The sequence below is a fragment of the Pseudomonas sp. 14A genome (genome assembly GCF_018132745.1).
GTDB lineage: Bacteria > Pseudomonadota > Gammaproteobacteria > Pseudomonadales > Pseudomonadaceae > Aquipseudomonas > Aquipseudomonas mercuritolerans.
Map to the genome: position 1 here is coordinate 112,644 of NZ_JAGRQJ010000001.1, position 20,618 is coordinate 133,261.

The following is a 20,618-nucleotide window of genomic DNA, read 5'->3' on the forward strand; positions in this document are numbered from 1 at the left end:
CTTCGGCAGCTCCTGCACGGAAATGTTGTGATCGCTCAGGCGAACGTTGAACCCTGTTCTAAGCTCACAGTCGTATCGTCACTTGCACGTTCGTACACAGGAAGGAGTCTGCATGGCAAGTCCCGGAATGAAAACAGCAGTCATGCTGAGTCTGTTCACTTTGCTCAGCGCTTGCGGCGACAAGAAACCTGCTCAGGAATATTTGCCACGGGTCTTTGTGCAAGAGGTCGAACCGGCCAACTACGCCGCCGCGGTGACCCTCACCGGTGACGTGCAGGCGCGGGTGCAGACGCAGCTTTCATTCCGCGTCGGCGGCAAGATCATCCAGCGCATGGTCGATGTCGGCGACCGCGTCACCGCCAAACAGGTGCTGGCCAAACTCGATCCGAAAGATCTGCAGACCAACGTCGATTCCGCTCAAGCCCAAGTTGTCGCCGAACAGGCCCGCGTGAAGCAAGCGGCGGCCGCTTTCGTGCGTCAGCAAAAACTCCTGCCCAAGGGCTACACCAGCCAGAGCGAATACGATTCGGCGCAAGCCGCGCTGCGCAGCAGCCAGAGCGCATTGAGTGCGGCGCAGGCGCAGTTGGCCAACGCCAGGGACCAGCTCAGTTACACCTCGCTGATCGCCGATGCACCCGGGGTAATCACCGAGCGCCAGGCCGAAGTCGGCCAAGTGGTGCAGGCCACCGCGCCGATTTTCAGCCTCGCCCGTGATGGCGACCGCGACGCGGTATTCAATGTCTACGAATCGCTGCTGGCCGAGCGGCCGTCCGATCGCTCGATCGTGGTCAGCCTGCTCGACAACCCCGAGATCAAAACCACCGGCACCGTGCGTGAAATCACCCCCTCGGTGTCGGCGCAATCGGGCACCGTGCAGGTCAAGGTCAGCCTCGACAAGCTGCCGCCGGGCATGCAGCTCGGTTCGGTAGTGAGTGCCACCGCCAAGGGCACCGGCAAATCGGCGGTGGAACTGCCCTGGTCGGCGCTGACAAAAAACATCAGCGACCCGGCGGTGTGGCTGGTCGATGACAAAGGCGAAGCGCAGTTGCATACGGTCACGGTCGGCCGTTACCTGACCGGCAAAGTGATCATCAGCGAAGGCCTCAAGGGCGGCGAGAAAGTCATTGTCGCCGGCGGCCAGTTGCTGCACCCAGGCATGAAAGTCGAGATTGCCGAAAACACCTACAAGGATCTGCAACCCGGAGCGCAGCCATGAAGCGTCTCGGCCTGTTGTGCATGGCGCTGCTGCTGGGCGCCTGCTCGGAAAAGGAAACGCCGCCGGAACCGGTACGCCCGGTGCTTTCGGTCACGGTCAAAGCGCTCAACGAAGAAAGCCTCGGACGCTTTGCCGGGAGCATTCAGGCGCGCTACGAGAGCAACACCGGTTTCCGCGTCGGCGGACGCATCGCCAGCCGTAACGTCGATGTCGGCGCCGAGGTGCAGAAGGGCACCTTGCTCGCCACTCTCGACCCATCCGACCAGCAGAACCAGTTACGTTCGGCCCAGGGCGATCTGGCGAGGATCCAGGCGCAACTGATCAACGCCCAGGCCAACGCGCGCCGTCAGCAAGCGCTGTTCGATCGCGGCGTCGGTGCGCAGGCGCAACTGGACGTCGCCAACACCGACCTGAAAACCACTCAGGCCTCGCTCGATCAGGCGCGCGCGGCGGTCAGCCAGAGCAAGGATCAACTGAGCTACACCGAGCTGCGCTCCGATCACAAAGCCGTGGTCACCGCGTGGAACGCCGAAGCCGGGCAAGTGGTAACCGCCGGGCAACAAGTGGTGACGCTGGCGCAACCGGACATCAAGGAAGCGGTGATCGATCTGCCCGATACCCTGGTCGATCAGTTGCCCAGCGACGTGGTGTTCTCGGTGGCTGCGCAACTCGACCCGAGCATCAGCACCACGGCGATCATCCGCGAGATCGAACCCCAGGCACAAAGCGCCACGCGCACCCGCCGCGCGCGCCTGACCCTGTCGGATACGCCGGACGGTTTCCGCCTCGGCACCGCGATCAGCGTGACCCTCAGCTCGGCGATCAAGCCGCGCATCGAACTGCCGCTGACGGCGTTGCAGGAAGTCGATGGCAAACCCCGAATCTGGGTGATCGACACGCAAAACAAAACCGTCAACCCGCGCGACGTCAGTGTGGTCAGCCGTGGCGACCACAGCGTGGTGCTGGCCGGTGGCGTGCAAAACGGCGAGCGCGTGGTCAGCGCCGGCGTCAACAGTCTCAAACCCGGACAATCGGTAAAACTTGACGAGGACAGTCAATGAAAGGCTCTTTCAACCTCTCCGAATGGGCCTTGAAGCACCAGTCATTCGTCTGGTACCTGATGTTCGTCGGGCTGCTGATGGGGGTGTTTTCGTACTTCAATCTCGGCCGCGAAGAAGACCCGTCGTTCACCATCAAGACCATGGTGATCCAGACCAAATGGCCGGGCGCGACCCAGGAAGAAACCCTCAAACAGGTCACCGACCGCATCGAGAAAAAGCTCGAAGAGCTCGATTCCCTCGACTACGTGAAAAGCTACACCCGCCCCGGCGAGTCGACGGTTTACGTGTACCTGCGCGACACCACCAGCGCTGAGGACATTCCGCAAATCTGGTACCAGGTGCGCAAGAAGATCGACGATATTCGCGGCCAGTTTCCCCAGGGCATTCAGGGGCCGGGGTTCAACGATGAGTTCGGTGACGTGTACGGCTCGGTCTACGCCTTCACCGCCGACGGCCTGACCATGCGTCAGTTGCGCGATTACGTGGAGCAGGCGCGCGCAGAAATCCGCAACGTGCCAGGGCTGGGCAAGATCGAAATGGTCGGCCAGCAGGACGAAACGATTTACCTGAATTTCTCCACGCGCAAACTCGCAGCGTTAGGTATCGATCAGCGCCAAGTGGTGCAGAGCCTGCAATCGCAGAACGCCGTGACCCCGGCCGGGGTGATCGAGGCGGGGCCGGAGCGGATTTCCGTGCGCACCTCGGGCCAGTTCGAGTCGGAGAAAGATCTGGCCGAGGTCAATCTCAAGCTCAACGATCGCTTCTATCGTCTGGCGGACATCGCCGAGATCAGCCGTGGCTACGTCGATCCGGCGACACCGGAATTCCGCTTCGACGGCAAACCGGCGATCGGCCTGGCGATTGCCATGCAGAAGGGCGGCAACGTTCAGGAATTCGGTAAGGCGCTGCACGAGCGCATCGACCAGCTCACCGCTGACTTGCCTGTCGGCGTTGGCGTGCACACGGTGTCCGATCAGGCGGTGGTGGTGGAAGAGGCCGTTGGCGGTTTCACCAGCGCGCTGTTCGAAGCGGTCATCATCGTGCTGGTGGTGAGCTTCATCAGCCTCGGCGTGCGCGCCGGTCTGGTGGTGGCCTGCTCGATTCCGCTGGTGCTGGCGATGGTTTTTGTGTTCATGGAATACAGCGGCATCACCATGCAGCGGATTTCCCTCGGCGCGCTGATCATCGCCCTCGGTCTGCTGGTGGACGACGCGATGATCACGGTGGAGATGATGGTCACGCGCCTGGAGATGGGCGAGAGCAAGGAGCAGGCGGCGACGTTCGCCTACACCTCGACCGCGTTCCCGATGCTCACCGGTACGCTGGTGACCGTCGCCGGTTTCGTGCCCATCGGTCTCAATGCCAGCTCGGCCGGTGAGTACACCTACACGCTGTTTGCGGTGATCGCCGTGGCGATGATCGTCTCGTGGGTAGTCGCAGTGTTCTTTGCACCGGTGATCGGCGTGCACATCCTCAGCGCCAACGTGAAGGCGCATGATGCCGAGCCGGGGCGCATCGGTCGCGCCTTCAACGGCGGCCTGTTGTGGGCCATGCGCAACCGCTGGTGGGCGATCGGCATCACCGTGCTGCTGTTCGTGCTGGCGGTGTTCTGCATGCGTTTCGTGCAGAACCAGTTCTTCCCCGCTTCGGATCGCCCGGAAATCCTCGTCGACCTGAACCTGCCACAAAACGCCTCGATCGACGAAACCCGCAAAGCGGTGGACAAGCTCGAAGCGACGCTCAAAGGCGACCCGGACATCGTGCGCTGGAGCACTTACATCGGCCAGGGCGCGATCCGTTTCTACCTGCCGCTGGATCAGCAATTGCAGAACCCGTACTACGCGCAGCTGGTGATCGTCAGCAAGGATTTCGAAGCCCGCGAGGCGTTGAGTCAGCGCCTGCGTGAGCGCCTGCACAAAGACTTCGTCGGCATCGGCAGCTACGTGCAGGCCCTGGAAATGGGCCCGCCGGTGGGGCGTCCGATTCAGTATCGAGTCAGCGGCAAAGATGTCGATCAGGTGCGCAAACACGCCATCGACCTGGCCACCGAACTGGACAAGAACCCGCACATCGGCGAAATCATTTACGACTGGAACGAGCCGGGCAAAGTCCTGCGCATCGACATCGCCCAGGACAAGGCGCGGCAACTCGGGCTGTCGTCCGAAGACGTTGCCAACCTGATGAACAGCATCGTCAGTGGCTCGCCGTTGACCCAGGTCGATGACGATATCTATCTGATCAACGTGGTCGGTCGCGCGGTGGATTCCGAACGCGGCACGCCGGAAACCCTGCAGAACCTGCAGATCGTTACGCCGAGCGGCACCTCGATTCCGCTGCTGGCGTTCGCCACCGTGCGTTATGAACTGGAACAGCCGCTGGTGTGGCGTCGTGACCGCTTGCCGACCATCACCATCAAGGCCTCGGTGCGCGACGAAATCCAGCCGACCGATCTGGTGAAACTGCTCAAGCCGTCGATCGATGCTTTTGCCTCGAAACTGCCGGTCGGCTACAAGGTCGCTACCGGCGGTACGGTCGAGGAAAGCGGCAAGGCCCAGGGGCCGATTGCCAAGGTGCTGCCGCTGATGCTGTTCCTCATGGCGACGTTCCTGATGATCCAGTTGCACAGCGTGCAGAAGATGTTCCTGGTCGCCAGTGTTGCGCCGCTGGGGTTGATCGGCGTGGTGCTGGCACTGGTGCCGACCGGCACGCCGATGGGTTTCGTGGCGATCCTGGGGATTCTCGCGCTGATCGGCATCATCATCCGCAACTCGGTGATTCTGGTAACGCAGATCGATGAGTTCGAGCAGAAAGGCTATGCGCCGTGGGACGCGGTCGTGGAAGCAACCGAACACCGGCGCCGGCCGATCCTGCTGACCGCAGCGGCAGCGAGCATGGGCATGATCCCGATTGCCCGCGAAGTGTTCTGGGGGCCGATGGCCTACGCGATGATTGGCGGCATTGTCGTGGCGACGCTGCTGACGCTGTTGTTTCTGCCGGCGCTGTATGTCGCCTGGTACAAGATCCGCGAACCGCAGAAGGATGAAAAACCGGCGCAGTGAGATAGCCCTGCGATATTTGGGAAAGGTCTGACTTACAGCGTGAGAGGACTGCGCTAACGTCCCTTCTTCTTTCGAAGAGGGACGTGCCATGTCGACTGTTTCCGGCTGGTTACGCTGATGGTTGCTGCTCGCTGGCTTGAGCCTGTCGCCGGCAGCACTGGCCGAAGTGCTGCTGGAAAACCAGCTGTGGCGGGTGCAGGTCGATCCTGCGACGCTGGCGGTGCGGGTTGAATCGGCCGACGCGCCACCAGTGCAAGCTTCGGCAGGCGTGCTGCGGCACAAGGTCAGCGACATGGTCAGGCATGGCAATCGCATTGATTGGCAATGGGACGATGGGCGCTGGTTGCTCAGTGTTGACCTGGACCAGCGTGACCTGACGTTTTCGATTACGGCTAACTCGCCCTCGCAAATCGAGTTTATTCATCAGCCCGCCAGTGCAATGGGCCAGGCGCTGATCTGGCCGCTTGCCGAAGGGCGCTACGTGCCGCGCGGTGACCGGGCGTGGCAAAAATTCCTGCTCGCGCAGGGCGCGCTCGATACCACCCAGGACTTGAGCCTGCCGCTTTGGGGGATGGAGTACGAGAATTTCAGCCTGCACTGGCTGCTGACCAACCCTTACAACAATCAACTGCGCTTCAAGGCCAATGGCGATGCGCTGGGGCTGTCGGCCAGGCACCGTTTCACTACGCTTGAACCCTCGAAGCCGCTGACCTTCAGCCTGTTTCTCGGCGCTGCCGATCCGTTGGCCGGGGCCAAGCGCTACAAGCAGTGGCTCATCGATAGTGATCAATTTGAAAGCTTGGCGAACAAGCTGATCAAGACCCCGCAAGCCGCCAAGCTGATCGGTGCCGCGCATGTCTATCTGTGGGGCAACGATCTGCTCGGCCCCGACGATGTGCGCAACTGGCCGCTGCTGATTGCCCGATTGCGCGGCCCGGGTGTGCTGGTCAGTGAACTTCGGGCGGCGATGGATCCTGAAGCGCTGCGGTTGCTCGCCAGCGAGACCGTACTCAATCGCTATCAACAGACTGTGATGCTGCGCAGTCTCAATCGCGCGCTGAACACTCAGGCGCGCAAAACCTGGCAGGCGCGGGCGGTGCCGGACATGCAGGCGCTGGTCAACGGGTACGCTGAGGTGCGCGAGCAGCTGGCCGTTGTTCTGAAGGGTACGCTGGCGCCTGATCCTTCGCGCTGGGGGCGTACCTTGTCGCGGCGAACCATTGAACGATTGCAGAGCGCTGGACTTTCGCGTTTATGGCTTGGGCTCGGCGAGGGCTGGGAAGGTGGACTCTGGCATCCCGAGGCGGTGCGCGCCGCCGTCTCTGCGGGGTATCTGATTGCCCCCTATGACTCCTACGAAACCGCGCTGCGCCGGGATGAAAATCCGGACTGGACCACTGCGCACCTGGGCGACCGGGCCAATACCGAGTGTGCGATCGTGGAGGAAAACGGTGCGCTGAAAAGCGGGTTTCAGCAGTCCGGTCACTATACCGATCCGCGGTGTGTACGACCGTTGCTCGAACGGCGCATCAGTACTATCCGGGATGCCGCCGGCTTCAACAGCTGGTTTGTCGATGCTTACGCCGCTGGCATGCTCTTCGACAGTTATCGTCCCGGCGCACCGATGACCCAGGCGCAGAATGCCGCGGGCAACGTTGCAGCATCGCGCTGGATCAACGAAGTGTTGCAGCTGCCGAGCGGCTCCGAGGATGGCAATGCCGCCACCGTTCAGGGGGTCTTGTTCGCACATGGCATGCAGACGCCAGTGATCGGTTGGGGCGATCGCGACATGCAGCAGCCGGGCACAGCGGACTTTTTCGTCGGCCAATGGTACCCACCGGAGCAGCCAGCGGTGTTCTTCAAACCGACCCGGTTGAAGGCTGACTACCGACGCGTTCATTTCGCCGCCGCCAGCCGTTTACCGCTGTATCAGACGGTATTCCACGGCTCTGTCATCACCAGTCATCACTGGTTGTTCGATAACCTGAAACTGAGCGACGTGCGGGTGGAAAACGAGCTCACCCAGTTGCTCTACAACGTACCGCCGCTGTACCACCTGAGTGCGGCCAGCCTTGATCAGCGCTTGCCGTTGATCGTGCGTCAGGATCGATTCTTTCGTCCGCTGCACGAACGTCTGGCGACGCAAGCGCTGACCGCTTTTGACTGGTTGAGCGAGGACCGCCTGGTACAGCAGACGACGTTTGCCGACGGCACGCGACTGCTGGCCAATTTCGACGCCGCTCCACGCAATTGGCAGGGCCGGACGTTACCGGGACACAGCCTGACTGCATTGTTCGCGGACGGCAGCGTCAGCCAATATCAGGTACAGGCAGCGCCCTGATTCAGACTTTGCGCCACACGCTCGCCAGCCAAGGCTGCTGTTCGCGCGGCAAGCCCGCAGGCCGGTAATAATGCTCAAGCTCGACAAAACCCGCCGCCGTCAGCAACCCGCGCCAGGCTTCGAGATCGTGATACGAGCCGTAGCGCGGCCCGCTCCAGCCCTCTTGGTTGTCGCCACGCGGATTGGAACTGAACAGCACGCCACCCGGTTTCAAGGTGCCGTGCAGTTGCCGTAGCACTTGCGGCAACACCTGCAACGGCACATGAAACAGCACGGCATTGGCGAAGATGCCGTCGAAGCGCTCGGCGGGTAGATCAAGCTTGAGAAAGTCCTGCTGCCAGACTTCGCAACCGCTGTCCTGGCGGGCCATGCGCGCGAATTCCTGCGAGCCATCGAGGCCGATCGCGACGTGGCCCATGCGTGTAAAGGTCTGCAGATCACGGCCCGGACCGCAGCCGAAATCGAGAATTGTCAACGGCGACTCAGACTGAATGTGGCGCAGCAAGGCCTCGATATTCTGGCTGACATCGTGGTCGCGAGTGCCTTCGCGAAAGTCCTCGGCCACCGAGTTGTAGTGACCGAGGGTAGTGGCGGTGATCTGTTCGAGGTCGCTGGGCGTTTGCTTCATGATCGATGCTGTATTGGCGGTGTGAGGGCGGACTATAAGCTTTTTCACCGGCAAAAAAACGCCGCCTGCGCTGGGGCCAGTGCAGGCGGCGATGGGTGCCAGGCTTCAGTGCTGCTTCGCTCCCAGACAATCGATCGAGCGGTCCATCATCGCCTTGGCCATTTCCAGCAGATGCCAGACCGAGAACACCATGGCCCGATCCGCGCCCCCGAGCTGGTCACCGCATTGATGGACGGTCACCGAAGCGCAGCGCAGCAGATCGGCAACATACAGTTGGGCGTCCTCCAGCGTCACATCTTCGCTGATGCTGTAGACGCGTTTCTGCCCCGCCAACGTGACCTGATTGCCGGCCAGATGTGAGTCGACGGCGCGGCACAGTGCAGAGCGATCCTTGAGCAAATCCTCGGTGAACCGCTTGCTTGAGGTAAGGCTGAGTGGCGGATCGGCAAGATTTTTTTCCATGGGTAAACTCCTGACTTCAAGTGGGAGCCAACCATTTCGCGACTAAACGAGCAGGACGGCGGCTGCACGCGGATCAGTTGCCGGCCGGACAACTGAATCCAGTCACCGCAAAACAGTGACGACCGGAGATTAGCTACAGGATATTTCGGGTACAAGCGGGTAAATTATTCTAGGAATCGTCCTGCAAACCCGCGTGGTTCGGGCTGGCGAAAAGACAAAATTCGTGTAGGAAGCATCTGATTTTAATGAAGGGCATCGCCCAAAATAACGCGATCAGATGGGCGCGGTTGATGGCCACCTGCCGCTATCGACCTTAGCGCTTATTCAGCCCCCGCGCCAGCCTGTCGCCACCCAACTGAATCACCGCCACCAGCGCCACCAGCAAGACGATCACCGTCAACATGATCTGGCTATCGAAGCGCTGATAACCGTAGCGGTAAGCGATATCCCCCAGCCCACCAGCACCAATTGCCCCAGCCATGGCCGAGGAGTTGATCATCGTCACCAGGGTGATGGTGAACCCCCCGACAATTCCCGGCAGCGCCTCGGGCAACAGCACATGCCAGACGATGTGCCAGCGTCGGCAACCCATGGCCTGCGCAGCTTCAATCAGACCATGATCGACCTCGCGCAGACTGACTTCGGCGATCCGCGCGAAGAAGGGCGTTGCGGCGATTGTCAGCGGCACCACAGCGGCCCACACGCCATACGTGGTGCCGACGATCAGGCGGGTGAATGGAATCAGCGCGACCATCAGAATCAGGAACGGGATCGAGCGGAACAGATTGACGAAGGCGCCCAGCGCACGGTTCAACAGCGGCGCTTCGTAGATCCCGCCCTTGTCGCTGGTGACCAGAATCACCGCCATGGGAATCCCCGCCAGCAGCGCGATCAGCGACGACACGCCGACCATCAAAAAAGTGTCGATAAAACCCTGCAGCAAGCGATCAAACCACATAGCCCAATACCTCCACTCGTTGCGCCCACTGCCCGGCGCGTTCGCGCAATTGTTCGGCGCTGAATGTCGAGCCGCTGACGGCCAGTAAAAGCTGCCCCAGCGCATGACCCTGAATCCGTTCCACGCCGCCCTGAAGCAGCTTCACTCGGCCGCCCAACGCCGCAAATAATGCAGCCAGATCCGGTTCATCAGCGGCACCGCCGGTGAACTGCAAACGCAACACCACCGCTGCATCAGAAGCCGTGGATTGCGCCTGCAAACGGCTTTGCAATTCTTCCGGCAAGGCGTGTTGCAGTGGTGCGAGCAAGGTCTGGCTGACCTCGTGCTGCGGATTGCCGAACACTTGCCACACCGGCCCTTGCTCGACCACATGGCCATGTTCGAGGACGACGACGCGGTCGCAAATCTCGCGTATCACCGCCATCTCATGGGTGATCAGCACAATGGTCAGGCCCAGGCGTTTGTTGATCTCGCGCAACAGGCCGAGGATCGACTGCGTGGTTTCCGGGTCGAGCGCCGATGTCGCTTCATCGCAGAGCAGAATGTCCGGGTCATGCACCAGCGCGCGGGCAATGCCGACACGCTGTTTCTGCCCACCGGAGAGTTGCGCCGGATAGGCCTTGTGCTTGCTCTGCAGGCCGACCAGTTCAAGCAGTTCGCGGACCTTGTTGTCGCGCTGCTCCTTCGGCACGCCGGCGACTTTCAGCGGCAACTCGACGTTCTGCCAGACGGTCTTGGCCGACATCAGATTGAAGTGCTGGAAGATCATGCCGATGCGCCGACGCAGGGCGACGAGGCGGTTTTCATCGAACTCGCCGATATCGACCTGATCGATCAACACCCGCCCCGACGTTGGCTGCTCCAGGCGATTGATCGTGCGGATCAGCGACGACTTGCCAGCGCCGCTGCGGCCGATGATGCCGAACACTTCGCCGCGCTGAATCGCCAGGTCGATGCCCTGCAAAGCCGCGACCGGACCTTGTCGGCCGTCGTAGGTTTTGCCCACGCCGATAAAGCGTACGTGGGCGCGATTCAGCTCGGGGTGCAGCTCGGTTTTTTCAGCGTGGTGTGGCTCTGGAAACTCCAGTCGCCGTTGGATCGCCGCAGTCATGTTCAGCTTTCCCAGCCGGCCTGATAGAGCTTGCCGTGGGCCTTGTCCAGTGCTGCGCGAACGGCCGGTGAATGCTGATAGATGTCGACGAACTTGATCAGGCGCGGGTCGGTTTTGCTCTTCGGCTGGATGACGAACTGGATCACGTATTCCTTGTGGTCGAGACCGTCGAACAGCAGCGCCGAGCCGGCATCGAAGGTCTTCGCCAAGCGGATATAGGCTGGATAACCCTGGACCAGATCGGCGTCGTCATAGGCGCGCACCAGCTGCACGGCTTCGACCTGAAGGATCCTGATCTTTTTCGGATTGGCGACGATGTCGTCCTCGGTGGCCTTGTAACCGACGCCCGGTTTCAGGGTGATCAACCCGGCCTTGGCGAGCAATTGCAAACCCCGTCCGCTGTTGATCGGGTCGTTGGCGATGGCGACGCTGGCGCCTTCGGGCAGCTCATCGAAGCTTTTGTATTTCTTCGAATACAGGCCGACGTTGTTGATGATCCCGGGTGCGAACGGCACCAGATCGAAACCGGACGCGGCTTTGGCATTCTCCAGAAACGGAATGTGCTGGAAATAATTCACATCAATGTCGCCAGCGGCGAGGCTGACGTTGGGCGCGATCCAGTCGGTGAATTCCACCAGCTCGACTTTCAGGCCTTGTTTGGAAGCTTCCTCGACGGCGGCTTCCAGCGGAATGGCGAAAGCGGCAGTGGTGCCGATTTTCAACGGGGCGTCGGCGGCGAAGATAGCCGAGCTGAACAGGCCGAAGACCAGGGCCAGTGCTTTGACTGGGTGGGACAGGGTTTTCTTGGTCATGGTGGTTTTTCCAGTCAGTGCATGAATTTTGCTGTCGGGGGAGGGCCTCTTCGCGAGCAGGCTCGCTCCCACAGGGGTACGCATTTCAAATGTGGGAGCGAGCCTGCTCGCGAAGCTTCTGATGCCTGTACGAAGATCCGCTGTGTTGCTCAGGCAACTGCGCCTCACCGTGAAACAACTTCTCACGCAGGGTGCCGCTGTCATACGCGGTCTTGTACGAACCGCGCCGCTGCAGCTCCGGAATCACCAGCTCAATGAAATCGACATAGCTTTCCGGGGTGACGATGCGAGTGAGGTTGAAGCCGTCCAGACCGGTTTCGGCGATCCACGATTCCAGTTCATCCGCCACTTGTTCGGGCGAACCGACCACGGTGATGTAACGACCACCAAGGGCGTGCTGGTCGAGTAATTTGCGCCGGGTCCAGTCGTTGTTCTGCAGATTTTTCGTCGCCGATTGAATGGCGTTGCTCTTCACGTACTGGATCGGCTCATCGATTTCGTATTGGGCAAAGTCGATGCCGGTGGACGCGGAAAAATGCGCCACGCCGGCTTCGGCGCTGGCGTAGCTGAGGTACTCGGCATGCTTGGCCCACGCCGCTTCTTCAGTCGCGCCAACGATCACATTGAGGCCCATGAACACCTTGATGTCTCGAGGATCGCGCCCGGCTTCGACGGCGCTGGCGCGGACCTTGTCGACCTGCACTTTGGTCGATGGTTTGTTCTGGCCGCTGATGAACACGCACTCGGCATGACGCCCGGCAAACAGCAAGCCGCGGTCGGAGCTGCCGGCCTGAAACAGCACCGGTGTGCGCTGCGGTGACGGCTCGCAGAGGTGATAACCCTCGACCTGATAGAACTCGCCCTGGTGCTCGACCTTGTGCACTTTGTCCGGGTTGGCGTAGATGCGCTGCTCGCGGTCGTTGAGCACCGCGCCGTTCTCCCAGCTGCCTTCCCAGAGCTTGTACAAGACCTGCAGATATTCTTCGGCCTGGTCGTAGCGGCGATCATGCTCGACCTGTTCGCGCAGACCCATGGCTTTGGCGGCGCTGTCCAGGTAACCGGTGACGATGTTCCAGCCAACGCGGCCGCGACTCAGATGATCGAGCGTCGACATGCGTCGGGCGAACAGATACGGCGGCTCGTAAGTGAGATTGGCGGTCAGGCCAAAGCCGAGGTTTCTGGTGACGGCTGCCATCGCTGAAACCAGCAGCAGCGGATCGTTGACCGGCAACTGGATCGACTCTTTCAGCGTGACGTCGACCGAGTTCTGGTAGACGTCGTAGACGCCGACGATGTCAGCGATGAACAAGCCATCGAACAATCCGCGCTCAAGCAACTGCGCCAGTTCGGTCCAGTATTCGATCGTGTTGTAGCGCGTCGAGGTGTCGCGCGGATGGGTCCACAGGCCGTGATTGATGTGGCCGATGCAGTTCATGTTGAACGCGTTGAGCAGAATCTTCTTTTTCGCAGCGCTCATCAGATCGTCCCTCGCAGCGGAGGGTTTTCATCGTTGAGGTAGTAATTGCCCACGGCGTGATACTTCCAGCGCACCGGGTCGTGCAGGGTGTGCACGCGAGCGTTGCGCCAGTGCCGGTCGAGGCCGTGTTCGCTCAGCGTCGCCTGACTGCCGGCGAGTTCGAACAGCGTGCTGCCAGCGGCGAGGGAAATTTCCGTGCTGATCGCCCGCGCTTCGGCAACTGCTATCGACGCGGCGGCGACAGTTTCGGCATTGGTTTCAGCTTGCGCGGCATCGAGGAATTCACCGGCACGTTCGAGCAAGGCTTCGGTGGCGTGCAGACGAATGCTCAAGTGGCCGAAGCTCTTCAGCGTCAGCGGATCGTCGGTAGCCTTGTCGTTGCCGGAATCGATCCACGGACGGGTCTTGCTGCGCACAAAATGCAAGGCATCTTCGTAAGCGGCGCGGGCGATGCCGGTGTCGATAGCGGCGTGGAGAATCTGCGCCAGCGGGCCGACCGTGGTCGGGCGTTCGAAAGCGCTCTGAAACGGCAGCACGTCTTCGGCCGCTACATACACATCTTCGAACACTACCGATCCGCTGCCGGTGGTGCGCTGGCCGAAGCCGCTCCAGTCGTCGATCACCGTCAGGCCCTTGCTTTCGCGCGGGACGAAGGCCAGTTGCTGTACGCCGTTTTCATCGACCACCGACGTCGGAATGCGCTGCGCGTAAATCGCCCCGGTCGAGTAGAACTTGCGACCGTTGATGCGATAACCAGCGCCGTCGCGTTTGAGACTGGTGACGCGGTCGTGAGCGGTTTTGGTGCCCAGTTCTGCCAAGGCATTGCCAAAGCGCTGGCCGGCGAGAACCTCGGCGTACAGGCGCTGTTTCTGTTCATCGCTGCCATTCACGCGCAGCACTTCCAGTGCGTAGAAATGGTTCTGTGGAATCTGCCCGAGCGAGCCGTCGGCCTGGGCGATCAGCGCGATGACTTTGGCCAGGGTGACGTTGGATACGCCAGCGCCGCCATATTCTTTCGGCACGCTGATGCCCCACAGGCCTGAGCGGGAAAACACTTCCAGCTCTGCCAATGGCAGGCGGCGTTCGCGGTCGCGCAGGGCGCTGTCGCGCTTGAAATCTTCGGCCAGGTCGCTGGCGACGATCAGGGCTTGCTCATCGCTGGTGATGACCGCGACGTGATGGGATAGCGTCATAGGGGTTCTCCAGATGACTGGTCGTCTCAGATCCAGGAATGGCGGGCCGGCAATGTGCCGTTGAGGCGATAGGCGCCGATCGCGTGATACTTCCAGCGCACCGGGTCGTGCAGGGTGTGCACGCGGGCGTTGCGCCAGTGGCGGTCGAGATTGAACTCAGCGAGGGTCGCGCGACTGCCGGCCAGTTCGAACAGTTTTTCGCTGGCCAGCAGCGAAATCTCGGTGGTCAGCACTTTTGCTTCGGCCACGGCGATCGAAGCGCGTGCGGCGGATTCGGCAGTCAGCGGCGCGGCGTGGACTTCATCGAGCACTTTGCCGGCCTTGCGCAGCAGCGCTTCGGCGGCGTGCAGTTCGATTTTCAGTTTGCCGATATCGGCGATCACGTAGAGGTCATCGCTGGCGCGCTCGACCTTGGCGTCGATCCATGGCCGTGCGCGGGTTTTGACGAAGTCGATGGCGTCGTCGATGGCGCCACGGGCGATGCCGGCGTCGATGGCCGCTTGAATCAGCTGCGAAACTGCGCCCTGGGTGTTCGGCTTGTCGTTGATCTTCCAGTTGTCGATGACCAGGCTCGACTCGACGCGCACGTTGTTCAGCAGGATCGTGCCGCTGGCGGTGGTGCGCTGACCGAAGCCCGACCAGTCATCGACGATGCGCAAACCCGGCGTGCCGCGACGGACGAAGGCCAGCACCTGTTTACCGTCATCGTTGAGCGCTTTCACCGCGACCCAATGCGCAAACAGGGCGCCGGTGGAGTAGAACTTCTGGCCGTTGATCACGTAATCGTCGCCGTCGGCGCTGATTTGCGCCTTCAGTTCCAGGGTGTTTTTCGTGCCGCGTTCCGGGCCGGCATTGCCGATGCGCCAGCCTTCCAGAACACTCTGGAACAGCTGCTTTTTCTGCGCTTGGGTAGCGGTGCCGAGCAGCAGATGGATGATGCCGAACTGGTTCTGCGGGATCTGTCCGAGCGCCGGGTCGGAGGCGGAAATGATCGCAAAGACTTCAGCCAATGTGACGAAAGAAACCTGCGGGCCACCATATTCGCGCGGGATGGCAATGCTGCCCAGACCGCTGCGGGTGAACTGTTCGATTTCCGACCACGGCAGCTTACGCTGACGGTCGCGTTTGGCCGCCTGCACTCGGGCGGCTTGCGCCAGTTCGTGTGCGGCCTTGATGGCTTGAGCGTCGTTGCGCAGTACTTGCGCGGGCAACAACAGCGGGGCGATGTCCAGATCGGACTGCACGTTGGCATTTGCAAGACTGGACATCAGTGCCGCTCCCTGGCTGCACGCAATGCCCTGGCGATCTGCACTGGGGTGATTGTGTTCCGGACCATACCTACCTCACATTTCATGAAAAACGCCGCGAAGTTCGACGATTGAAAGAGTGTCCGGTGGTCCGGTGCATATACCCTAAGCGCGTATAAAAATTAAATAAACTAACTTTTAGGAATATGCATAGAAGGGGGGATGTTCGGCTTGGTTAACGACTTTCAGGTGGGAGGTCACTGACCTCCCACCTTGGGCAGGTCTCACTTAGTGCGTGATTCGGCGGCCTTGAATTCGGGTTTCAACGGGACTTTCACGTACGGATTTACGCAACCGATTTTCAACGTGCGCGGCGGTGCCCAGCGCGAGTTGTTACCGACCCGGTCGAGGATGCAGTACGTCACGTCCAGTCGCAGGTCTTCGCCCGCTTCGACAATCACCGCCGGTGGCACCCAGACCTGAATCGGCAGCCCGACGTCGGCCGCCGTGACAGGCGCCAGGTCCATGCGCACGTCGCCCCAGCGCAGGGTGATGGCGTCGTCTTTGGCCATGTTCAGGTAAGGCTCGATGGTCAGCGGCACGCCGCGTTTGATCTGGCTGGGGTTCACGCCCTGACGGCGAATCGCTTCAGGGATGATTACCGCTGCCAGTTGCTGGTTTTCGTCATCGCACTGCCCAGTGGGCTGGCCACCGGGGCAATCGAGTTTGACCTGTACCCGGGTCGCCGCAGACAGCGCCGGGCCCTGGCCGACCTGCATCACGCGGTAGTGAATGCGCGCGGAGCCATTGGTGATGAAACTCTCCGGCACCCGCAGGCCCACTGACTCACCCACATCGTCTGCGCTGAGGACTTTTGACGCGACATAGCATTTGTTCCAGAACAGTTCGATCAGATCGCCATCGTCCATGCCGCAGTAGGGCGGTACATTGACCAGCAGGTGCGCTGCTGTTGCCAGGTTAATGCCGGTTTTTTGTGCGCATGCCAGCGTTGGCGCTGCAAGTTCGGGGCTGTGCGAAGTGCGGGTCATCGGTTTCTCTCCTTGAAGTCTTGCAGCGAAATCCGTTTCTGGGAAACAAAAAAGGCGCGAATCAACTGGCAATAAAGCAAAAACTATTTGTTCGGTTTTAGCGCGAGTTGTTTGAACTAATTGGCGCCGGTTGCCGACTAGATAAAAGTCTGCGGAGAGGGGTGTCAATAGAGCGGCTTAGTTAATGCGTGAATTACAAGTTAATCAGAAAGCTCCTACGTCATCGAGGCCATATGCCTAGTGGTACGCGCGAAACCAGCTACAGATAAACGGCAATTACGCAGGGTTTTGCGCGGGTTTGTTCGCGGGCAAACGTATGGAAATATGACGAGTCGAATATGTGCGTAACCGTTGCGCAATATATATTTGCGCCCCGCAAGTGACAAAGGTAGGGAAGATTAAAATGTCGGGAGAGAGGTAACTTCCATCCGTGGAAGTGGAGAGGTATTGCTGAGAAAGTTCTCAGGCGTGATTCAGAAACTTGCTGAGAAACTGTTTGGTGCGTTCTTCTTTCGGGTTGGCAAACAGTGCCTTGGCTTCACCCTGTTCAACAATTACGCCCTTGTCGAAAAACACCACGCGATTGGCCACGTCACGGGCAAAGCCCATTTCATGGGTGACAATCACCATGGTGCGATTTTCTTCCGCAAGTCCTCGAATGGTTGCCAGCACCTCGCCAACCAGTTCCGGATCGAGCGCTGAGGTCGGTTCGTCAAACAGAATGACTTCCGGCTCCATCGCCAGCGCCCGGGCAATCGCCACGCGCTGTTGCTGGCCACCGGAGAGACGGCGCGGATACGCGTCCTCTTTGCCGGCAAGCCCCACTTTGGTCAGCAGCTTTTTACCCAGAGCAACTGCCTGGTCGCGCGGCATCTTCTTGACCACGATCGGGCCCTCGATGACGTTTTCCAAAGCTGTGCGGTGTGGGAACAGGTTGAAATTCTGGAACACGAAGCCGACGTGCTGGCGCAGGTTGCGTACCAGGCTTTGCTGCTGGTTCAGCGGACGGCTGGTATCGATCTCGATGTCGCCGACCTTGATCCGGCCGCTGGTGGGTTCTTCGAGGAAATTCAGGCAACGCAGGAACGTCGTTTTCCCCGAGCCACTGGGGCCGATGATCGCGACGACTTCGCCTTCCTTCACCTCAAGGTCGATGCCGTTGAGCACGACCTGACCCTTGAATTGCTTGGTCAGTTTTTCCACGACAATCATCGCGTCAGGACTCCTGGTCGTGCCGATTGACCCGCTCTTCCAACTTGTTCTGCAAGTGCGAAAGCACCGTGGCCAGAATCCAGTAGATCAGCGCGGCGGCAAGATACATGGTGAAGACTTCGAAAGTCCGGGCGGTAATCAGCTGCGCCTGACGGAACAGCTCCGGCACCTGAATGGTCGCGGCCAGCGCCGTGTCCTTGACCAGCGAAATGAAGCTGTTGCCCAGCGGCGGTAATGCCGTGCGCATCGCTTGCGGCAGGATGGCCCGGCGCAGGGTCTGCGCGCGGGTCATGCCGATACTCGCAGCGGCTTCCCACTGGCCGCGTTCGATCGAACCGATCGCGGCACGCAGGATTTCACAGGCGTAGGCGGCCATGTTCAGCGAGAAACCGATCAGCGCTGCCGGCAGCGGATCAAGCTCCATGCCCAGTTGCGGCAAGCCGTAATAGATCACGAACAGCTGCACCAGCAACGGCGTGCCGCGAAAGAACGACACGTAAATGCGTGCCAGCCAACTGACCGATTTGAAGCGCGACAGGCGCATCAGCGCGAGGCCGAAGCCCAGCAGCAGACCGAAGAACATCCCGCCGAGGCTGAGGACTACCGTGTAGTACGCGCCCTTCAACAGAAAGGGCGCGGAATCCAGCGCGAGTTGGAAAGCCTCTTCCATTATTTAGTGACGTCTGCGTTGAAGTATTTCTGCGACAGTTTCTCGAGAGTGCCGTCAGCACGCAGTTCGTCGAGCGCCTTGTTCACCGCAGCCAGCAGTTCAGGCTCGCCTTTGCGCAGGGCGATACCGGATTCCTGACGCGAGAAGGCCTCACCGGCTGCGACGGTTTTCGGGGCTTTCTTGGCGTATTCGAGGGCAGCCAGACGGTCGATCAGGATGGCATCGGTACGACCGTTGTTGAGGTCGGCAAACTTGGTCGGATCATCATCGTAGGTGCGCACGTCAGCACCCGGCACGTTGGCGCGAACCCACTGCTCGTAGTTGGTGCCCAGGCCGACACCTACTTTCTTGCCGGAGAGGTCAGCGGCAGTCTTGATGTTCAGCGCCGACTCTTTGCTTTTCAGCACGAGGGCCTGGATGCCGGAGACAGTGTACGGTTCGGAGAAATCATATTTCTTCTTGCGCTCGTCGGAGATGGTCACTTGGTTGACCACCAGATCCAGACGCTTGGATTCCAGCGCAGCGAGGATACCGTCCCATTTGGTCGGCTGGATCTTGGCCTTGACGCCGAGCTTTTGCGCCAGCGCCTCGGAGAGTTCGACTTCGAAACCCGACAGCTTGCCGTTCTCGTCGACGAAGCTGAACGGTGGGTAGGTGCCTTCCAGGCCGACGTTGAGAACGCCCTTGTCCTTGATCTGTTGCAACTGCTCACCGGCCACTGCCTGACCGATCAGGCCAGCGCTGAGCGCCAGACCCAGCGAACCGACCAGCAGAGTGCGACGTAGTGCGGAAAAATTCATGACAAGCCCCTGTGTTTTCTTATGGAAGACGCTTAAGGAATGTAGGCAAATTGGTGATTTGAACGACAGCGCTATCCTGCCTTAAAGCAGCTTAAGCGTCTCGCCCGAAATTCGCCTGCGGCGAGACTATAAGATGTCTGTTTTAGACTTGAAAATACCTAATATGGAATCTTTTATTCATTTAAGGAATATCAGTGACTTCTTAAACGATCGCAGCCTTCGGCAGCTCCTACAGGTGATCTCATGTTGGAGCTGCCGAAGGCTGCGATCTCTTGATCTGCTCTTAGAAGGAATCCTTATACGCAAACAACGCCGGCGCGCCACCGGTGTGCAGGAAGATGATCGGGCCGTCATCGAAGCGCTGCCGGCCAATCCCGTCGAGCAGACCGGCCATGGCCTTGCCGGTGTAGACCGGGTCAAGCAACAGACCTTCCTGACTGGCCAACAGTTTCACCGCCGCGAGTGTGCCGGCGTTCGGCTCGCCGTAACGCGGGCCGAAATATTCGTCCCACAGCTCGACCTTGAAACTGGCTGGTACCTCGACGCCGAGCAGCTCTGCCGTGCGTTCGGCCAGGCCCTGCACCTTCGGCCGCTGATCCTCCTCACTGCGCGAAACCGTTACGCCGATCACCGGCAGTTGCGGCAGCGCCTCACTCAGCGCCAGTCCGAGACCACTGTGAGTCCCGGCACTGCCTGAAGCCAGCACCACCGCGGCGAAATCGAGGCCGCTGTCCTTGATCTGCTCAGCCAGCTCCAGCCCGGCGCGCACATAGCCCAAGGCACCGAGCGCGTTGGAGCCGCCAATCGGCACCAGATACGGCTTCTTGCCGTTGCTGCGCAGGCGCACAGCTAGGGCGGCCAGTTGTTCGTCGGCATTGTCGAGGTTGTCGACCAGCTCGACCTTGGTGTCGAACAGATCCAGCAGCAAGCGGTTGCCGTTGCCGGTGTAATTGCTGTCGTCAGTGCCCAGCGGATTTTCCAGCAGCGCCACACAACCGAGGCCGAGTTTCGCGGCCAGCGCGGCGGTCTGGCGCACGTGGTTCGATTGCAGCGCACCGGCAGTGATCAGGGTGTCAGCACCTTGCGCGAGCGCGTCGGCGGCGAGGTATTCGAGTTTGCGCAGCTTGTTGCCGCCCATCGCCAGCGGCGTCAGGTCATCGCGCTTGACGTACACCTCGCGACCGAGCCAGACGGACAGGCGTTCGAGTTTTTCCAGCGGCGTGGGGTGGCTCAGCAGTTCGAGACGGGGATAGCGTTGCAGCTGTTGTTTGATCATGAGTTCGCACTGACGCAAAAGAATGAAAGGACTATAGGCACGCGCT

The 20,618-nt window shown here is 60.5% G+C and carries 17 protein-coding genes; 4 read left to right on the plus strand and 13 right to left on the minus strand.

Annotated features, from left to right (window positions below):
• The first annotated feature begins 112 nt into the window (after window positions 1-112).
• The 4 genes from PS14A_RS00425 (at window position 113) to PS14A_RS00440 (ending at window position 7,677) form a co-directional block, all read left to right on the plus strand.
• Window positions 113-1,216, plus strand: coding sequence for an efflux RND transporter periplasmic adaptor subunit (locus PS14A_RS00425; protein ID WP_137215045.1), 1,104 nt, complete (start codon window positions 113-115; stop codon window positions 1,214-1,216).
• Window positions 1,213-2,277, plus strand: a complete 1,065-nt coding sequence (locus PS14A_RS00430; RefSeq protein ID WP_212615034.1) for an efflux RND transporter periplasmic adaptor subunit — start codon at window positions 1,213-1,215, stop codon at window positions 2,275-2,277. Before PS14A_RS00425 ends, PS14A_RS00430 begins: the two co-directional genes overlap by 4 nt.
• Window positions 2,274-5,336, plus strand: coding sequence for an efflux RND transporter permease subunit (locus PS14A_RS00435; protein WP_212615035.1), 3,063 nt, complete (start codon window positions 2,274-2,276; stop codon window positions 5,334-5,336). Before PS14A_RS00430 ends, PS14A_RS00435 begins: the two co-directional genes overlap by 4 nt.
• A gap of 121 nt (window positions 5,337-5,457) precedes the next feature.
• On the plus strand, window positions 5,458-7,677 hold the full coding sequence (locus PS14A_RS00440) for a glycoside hydrolase (protein WP_249121118.1): 2,220 nt from the start codon (window positions 5,458-5,460) through the stop codon (window positions 7,675-7,677).
• Window position 7,678: 1 nt separating this feature from the next.
• Here PS14A_RS00440 and PS14A_RS00445 read toward each other — a convergent pair whose 3' ends face one another.
• From PS14A_RS00445 to PS14A_RS00505, 13 genes are all read right to left on the minus strand, one after another.
• Window positions 7,679-8,305 carry a class I SAM-dependent methyltransferase gene (locus tag PS14A_RS00445; RefSeq protein WP_212615036.1) on the minus strand — a complete coding sequence of 209 codons (627 nt, stop codon included), beginning with the start codon at window positions 8,303-8,305 and terminating at the stop codon, window positions 7,679-7,681.
• A gap of 105 nt (window positions 8,306-8,410) precedes the next feature.
• Window positions 8,411-8,767 (minus strand): hypothetical protein, encoded by a 357-nt coding sequence (locus tag PS14A_RS00450; protein WP_041477463.1) that lies wholly within the window; start codon window positions 8,765-8,767, stop codon window positions 8,411-8,413.
• A 313-nt stretch (window positions 8,768-9,080) separates the two neighbouring features.
• Window positions 9,081-9,725 carry a methionine ABC transporter permease gene (locus tag PS14A_RS00455; protein ID WP_016772208.1) on the minus strand — a complete coding sequence of 215 codons (645 nt, stop codon included), beginning with the start codon at window positions 9,723-9,725 and terminating at the stop codon, window positions 9,081-9,083.
• On the minus strand, window positions 9,715-10,836 hold the full coding sequence (locus PS14A_RS00460) for an ATP-binding cassette domain-containing protein (protein WP_212615037.1): 1,122 nt from the start codon (window positions 10,834-10,836) through the stop codon (window positions 9,715-9,717). Before PS14A_RS00460 ends, PS14A_RS00455 begins: the two co-directional genes overlap by 11 nt.
• Window positions 10,837-10,838: 2 nt before the next feature.
• Window positions 10,839-11,648 (minus strand): MetQ/NlpA family ABC transporter substrate-binding protein, encoded by an 810-nt coding sequence (locus tag PS14A_RS00465; RefSeq protein ID WP_130912083.1) that lies wholly within the window; start codon window positions 11,646-11,648, stop codon window positions 10,839-10,841.
• An 85-nt stretch (window positions 11,649-11,733) separates the two neighbouring features.
• Complete coding sequence (locus PS14A_RS00470; RefSeq protein WP_212615038.1) at window positions 11,734-13,125, minus strand: LLM class flavin-dependent oxidoreductase; 1,392 nt, start codon at window positions 13,123-13,125, stop codon at window positions 11,734-11,736.
• Window positions 13,125-14,318: an SfnB family sulfur acquisition oxidoreductase gene (locus PS14A_RS00475; RefSeq protein ID WP_212615039.1), complete on the minus strand. Its 1,194-nt coding sequence runs from the start codon at window positions 14,316-14,318 to the stop codon at window positions 13,125-13,127. Before PS14A_RS00475 ends, PS14A_RS00470 begins: the two co-directional genes overlap by 1 nt.
• A 26-nt stretch (window positions 14,319-14,344) precedes the next feature.
• Window positions 14,345-15,586 carry an SfnB family sulfur acquisition oxidoreductase gene (locus PS14A_RS00480; RefSeq protein ID WP_212615040.1) on the minus strand — a complete coding sequence of 414 codons (1,242 nt, stop codon included), beginning with the start codon at window positions 15,584-15,586 and terminating at the stop codon, window positions 14,345-14,347.
• 263 nt (window positions 15,587-15,849) lie between these two features.
• Window positions 15,850-16,614 (minus strand): hypothetical protein, encoded by a 765-nt coding sequence (locus PS14A_RS00485; protein WP_212615041.1) that lies wholly within the window; start codon window positions 16,612-16,614, stop codon window positions 15,850-15,852.
• Window positions 16,615-17,076: 462 nt separating this feature from the next.
• Entirely contained in the window at window positions 17,077-17,826 is a 750-nt protein-coding gene (gene tcyN / locus PS14A_RS00490) for an L-cystine ABC transporter ATP-binding protein TcyN (protein WP_076565047.1), read from the minus strand.
• Between the two features lie 4 nt (window positions 17,827-17,830).
• Window positions 17,831-18,496 (minus strand): cystine ABC transporter permease, encoded by a 666-nt coding sequence (gene tcyL, locus PS14A_RS00495; protein WP_016772200.1) that lies wholly within the window; start codon window positions 18,494-18,496, stop codon window positions 17,831-17,833.
• The gene (tcyJ, locus tag PS14A_RS00500) at window positions 18,496-19,296 is read right to left on the minus strand and encodes a cystine ABC transporter substrate-binding protein (protein WP_122698826.1); all 801 of its coding nucleotides are present in this window, start codon (window positions 19,294-19,296) and stop codon (window positions 18,496-18,498) included. The genes tcyL and tcyJ overlap by 1 nt, the downstream gene beginning before the upstream one ends.
• A 283-nt stretch (window positions 19,297-19,579) precedes the next feature.
• On the minus strand, window positions 19,580-20,572 hold the full coding sequence (locus tag PS14A_RS00505) for a D-cysteine desulfhydrase (protein ID WP_130912078.1): 993 nt from the start codon (window positions 20,570-20,572) through the stop codon (window positions 19,580-19,582).
• Window positions 20,573-20,618 lie beyond the last annotated feature (46 nt).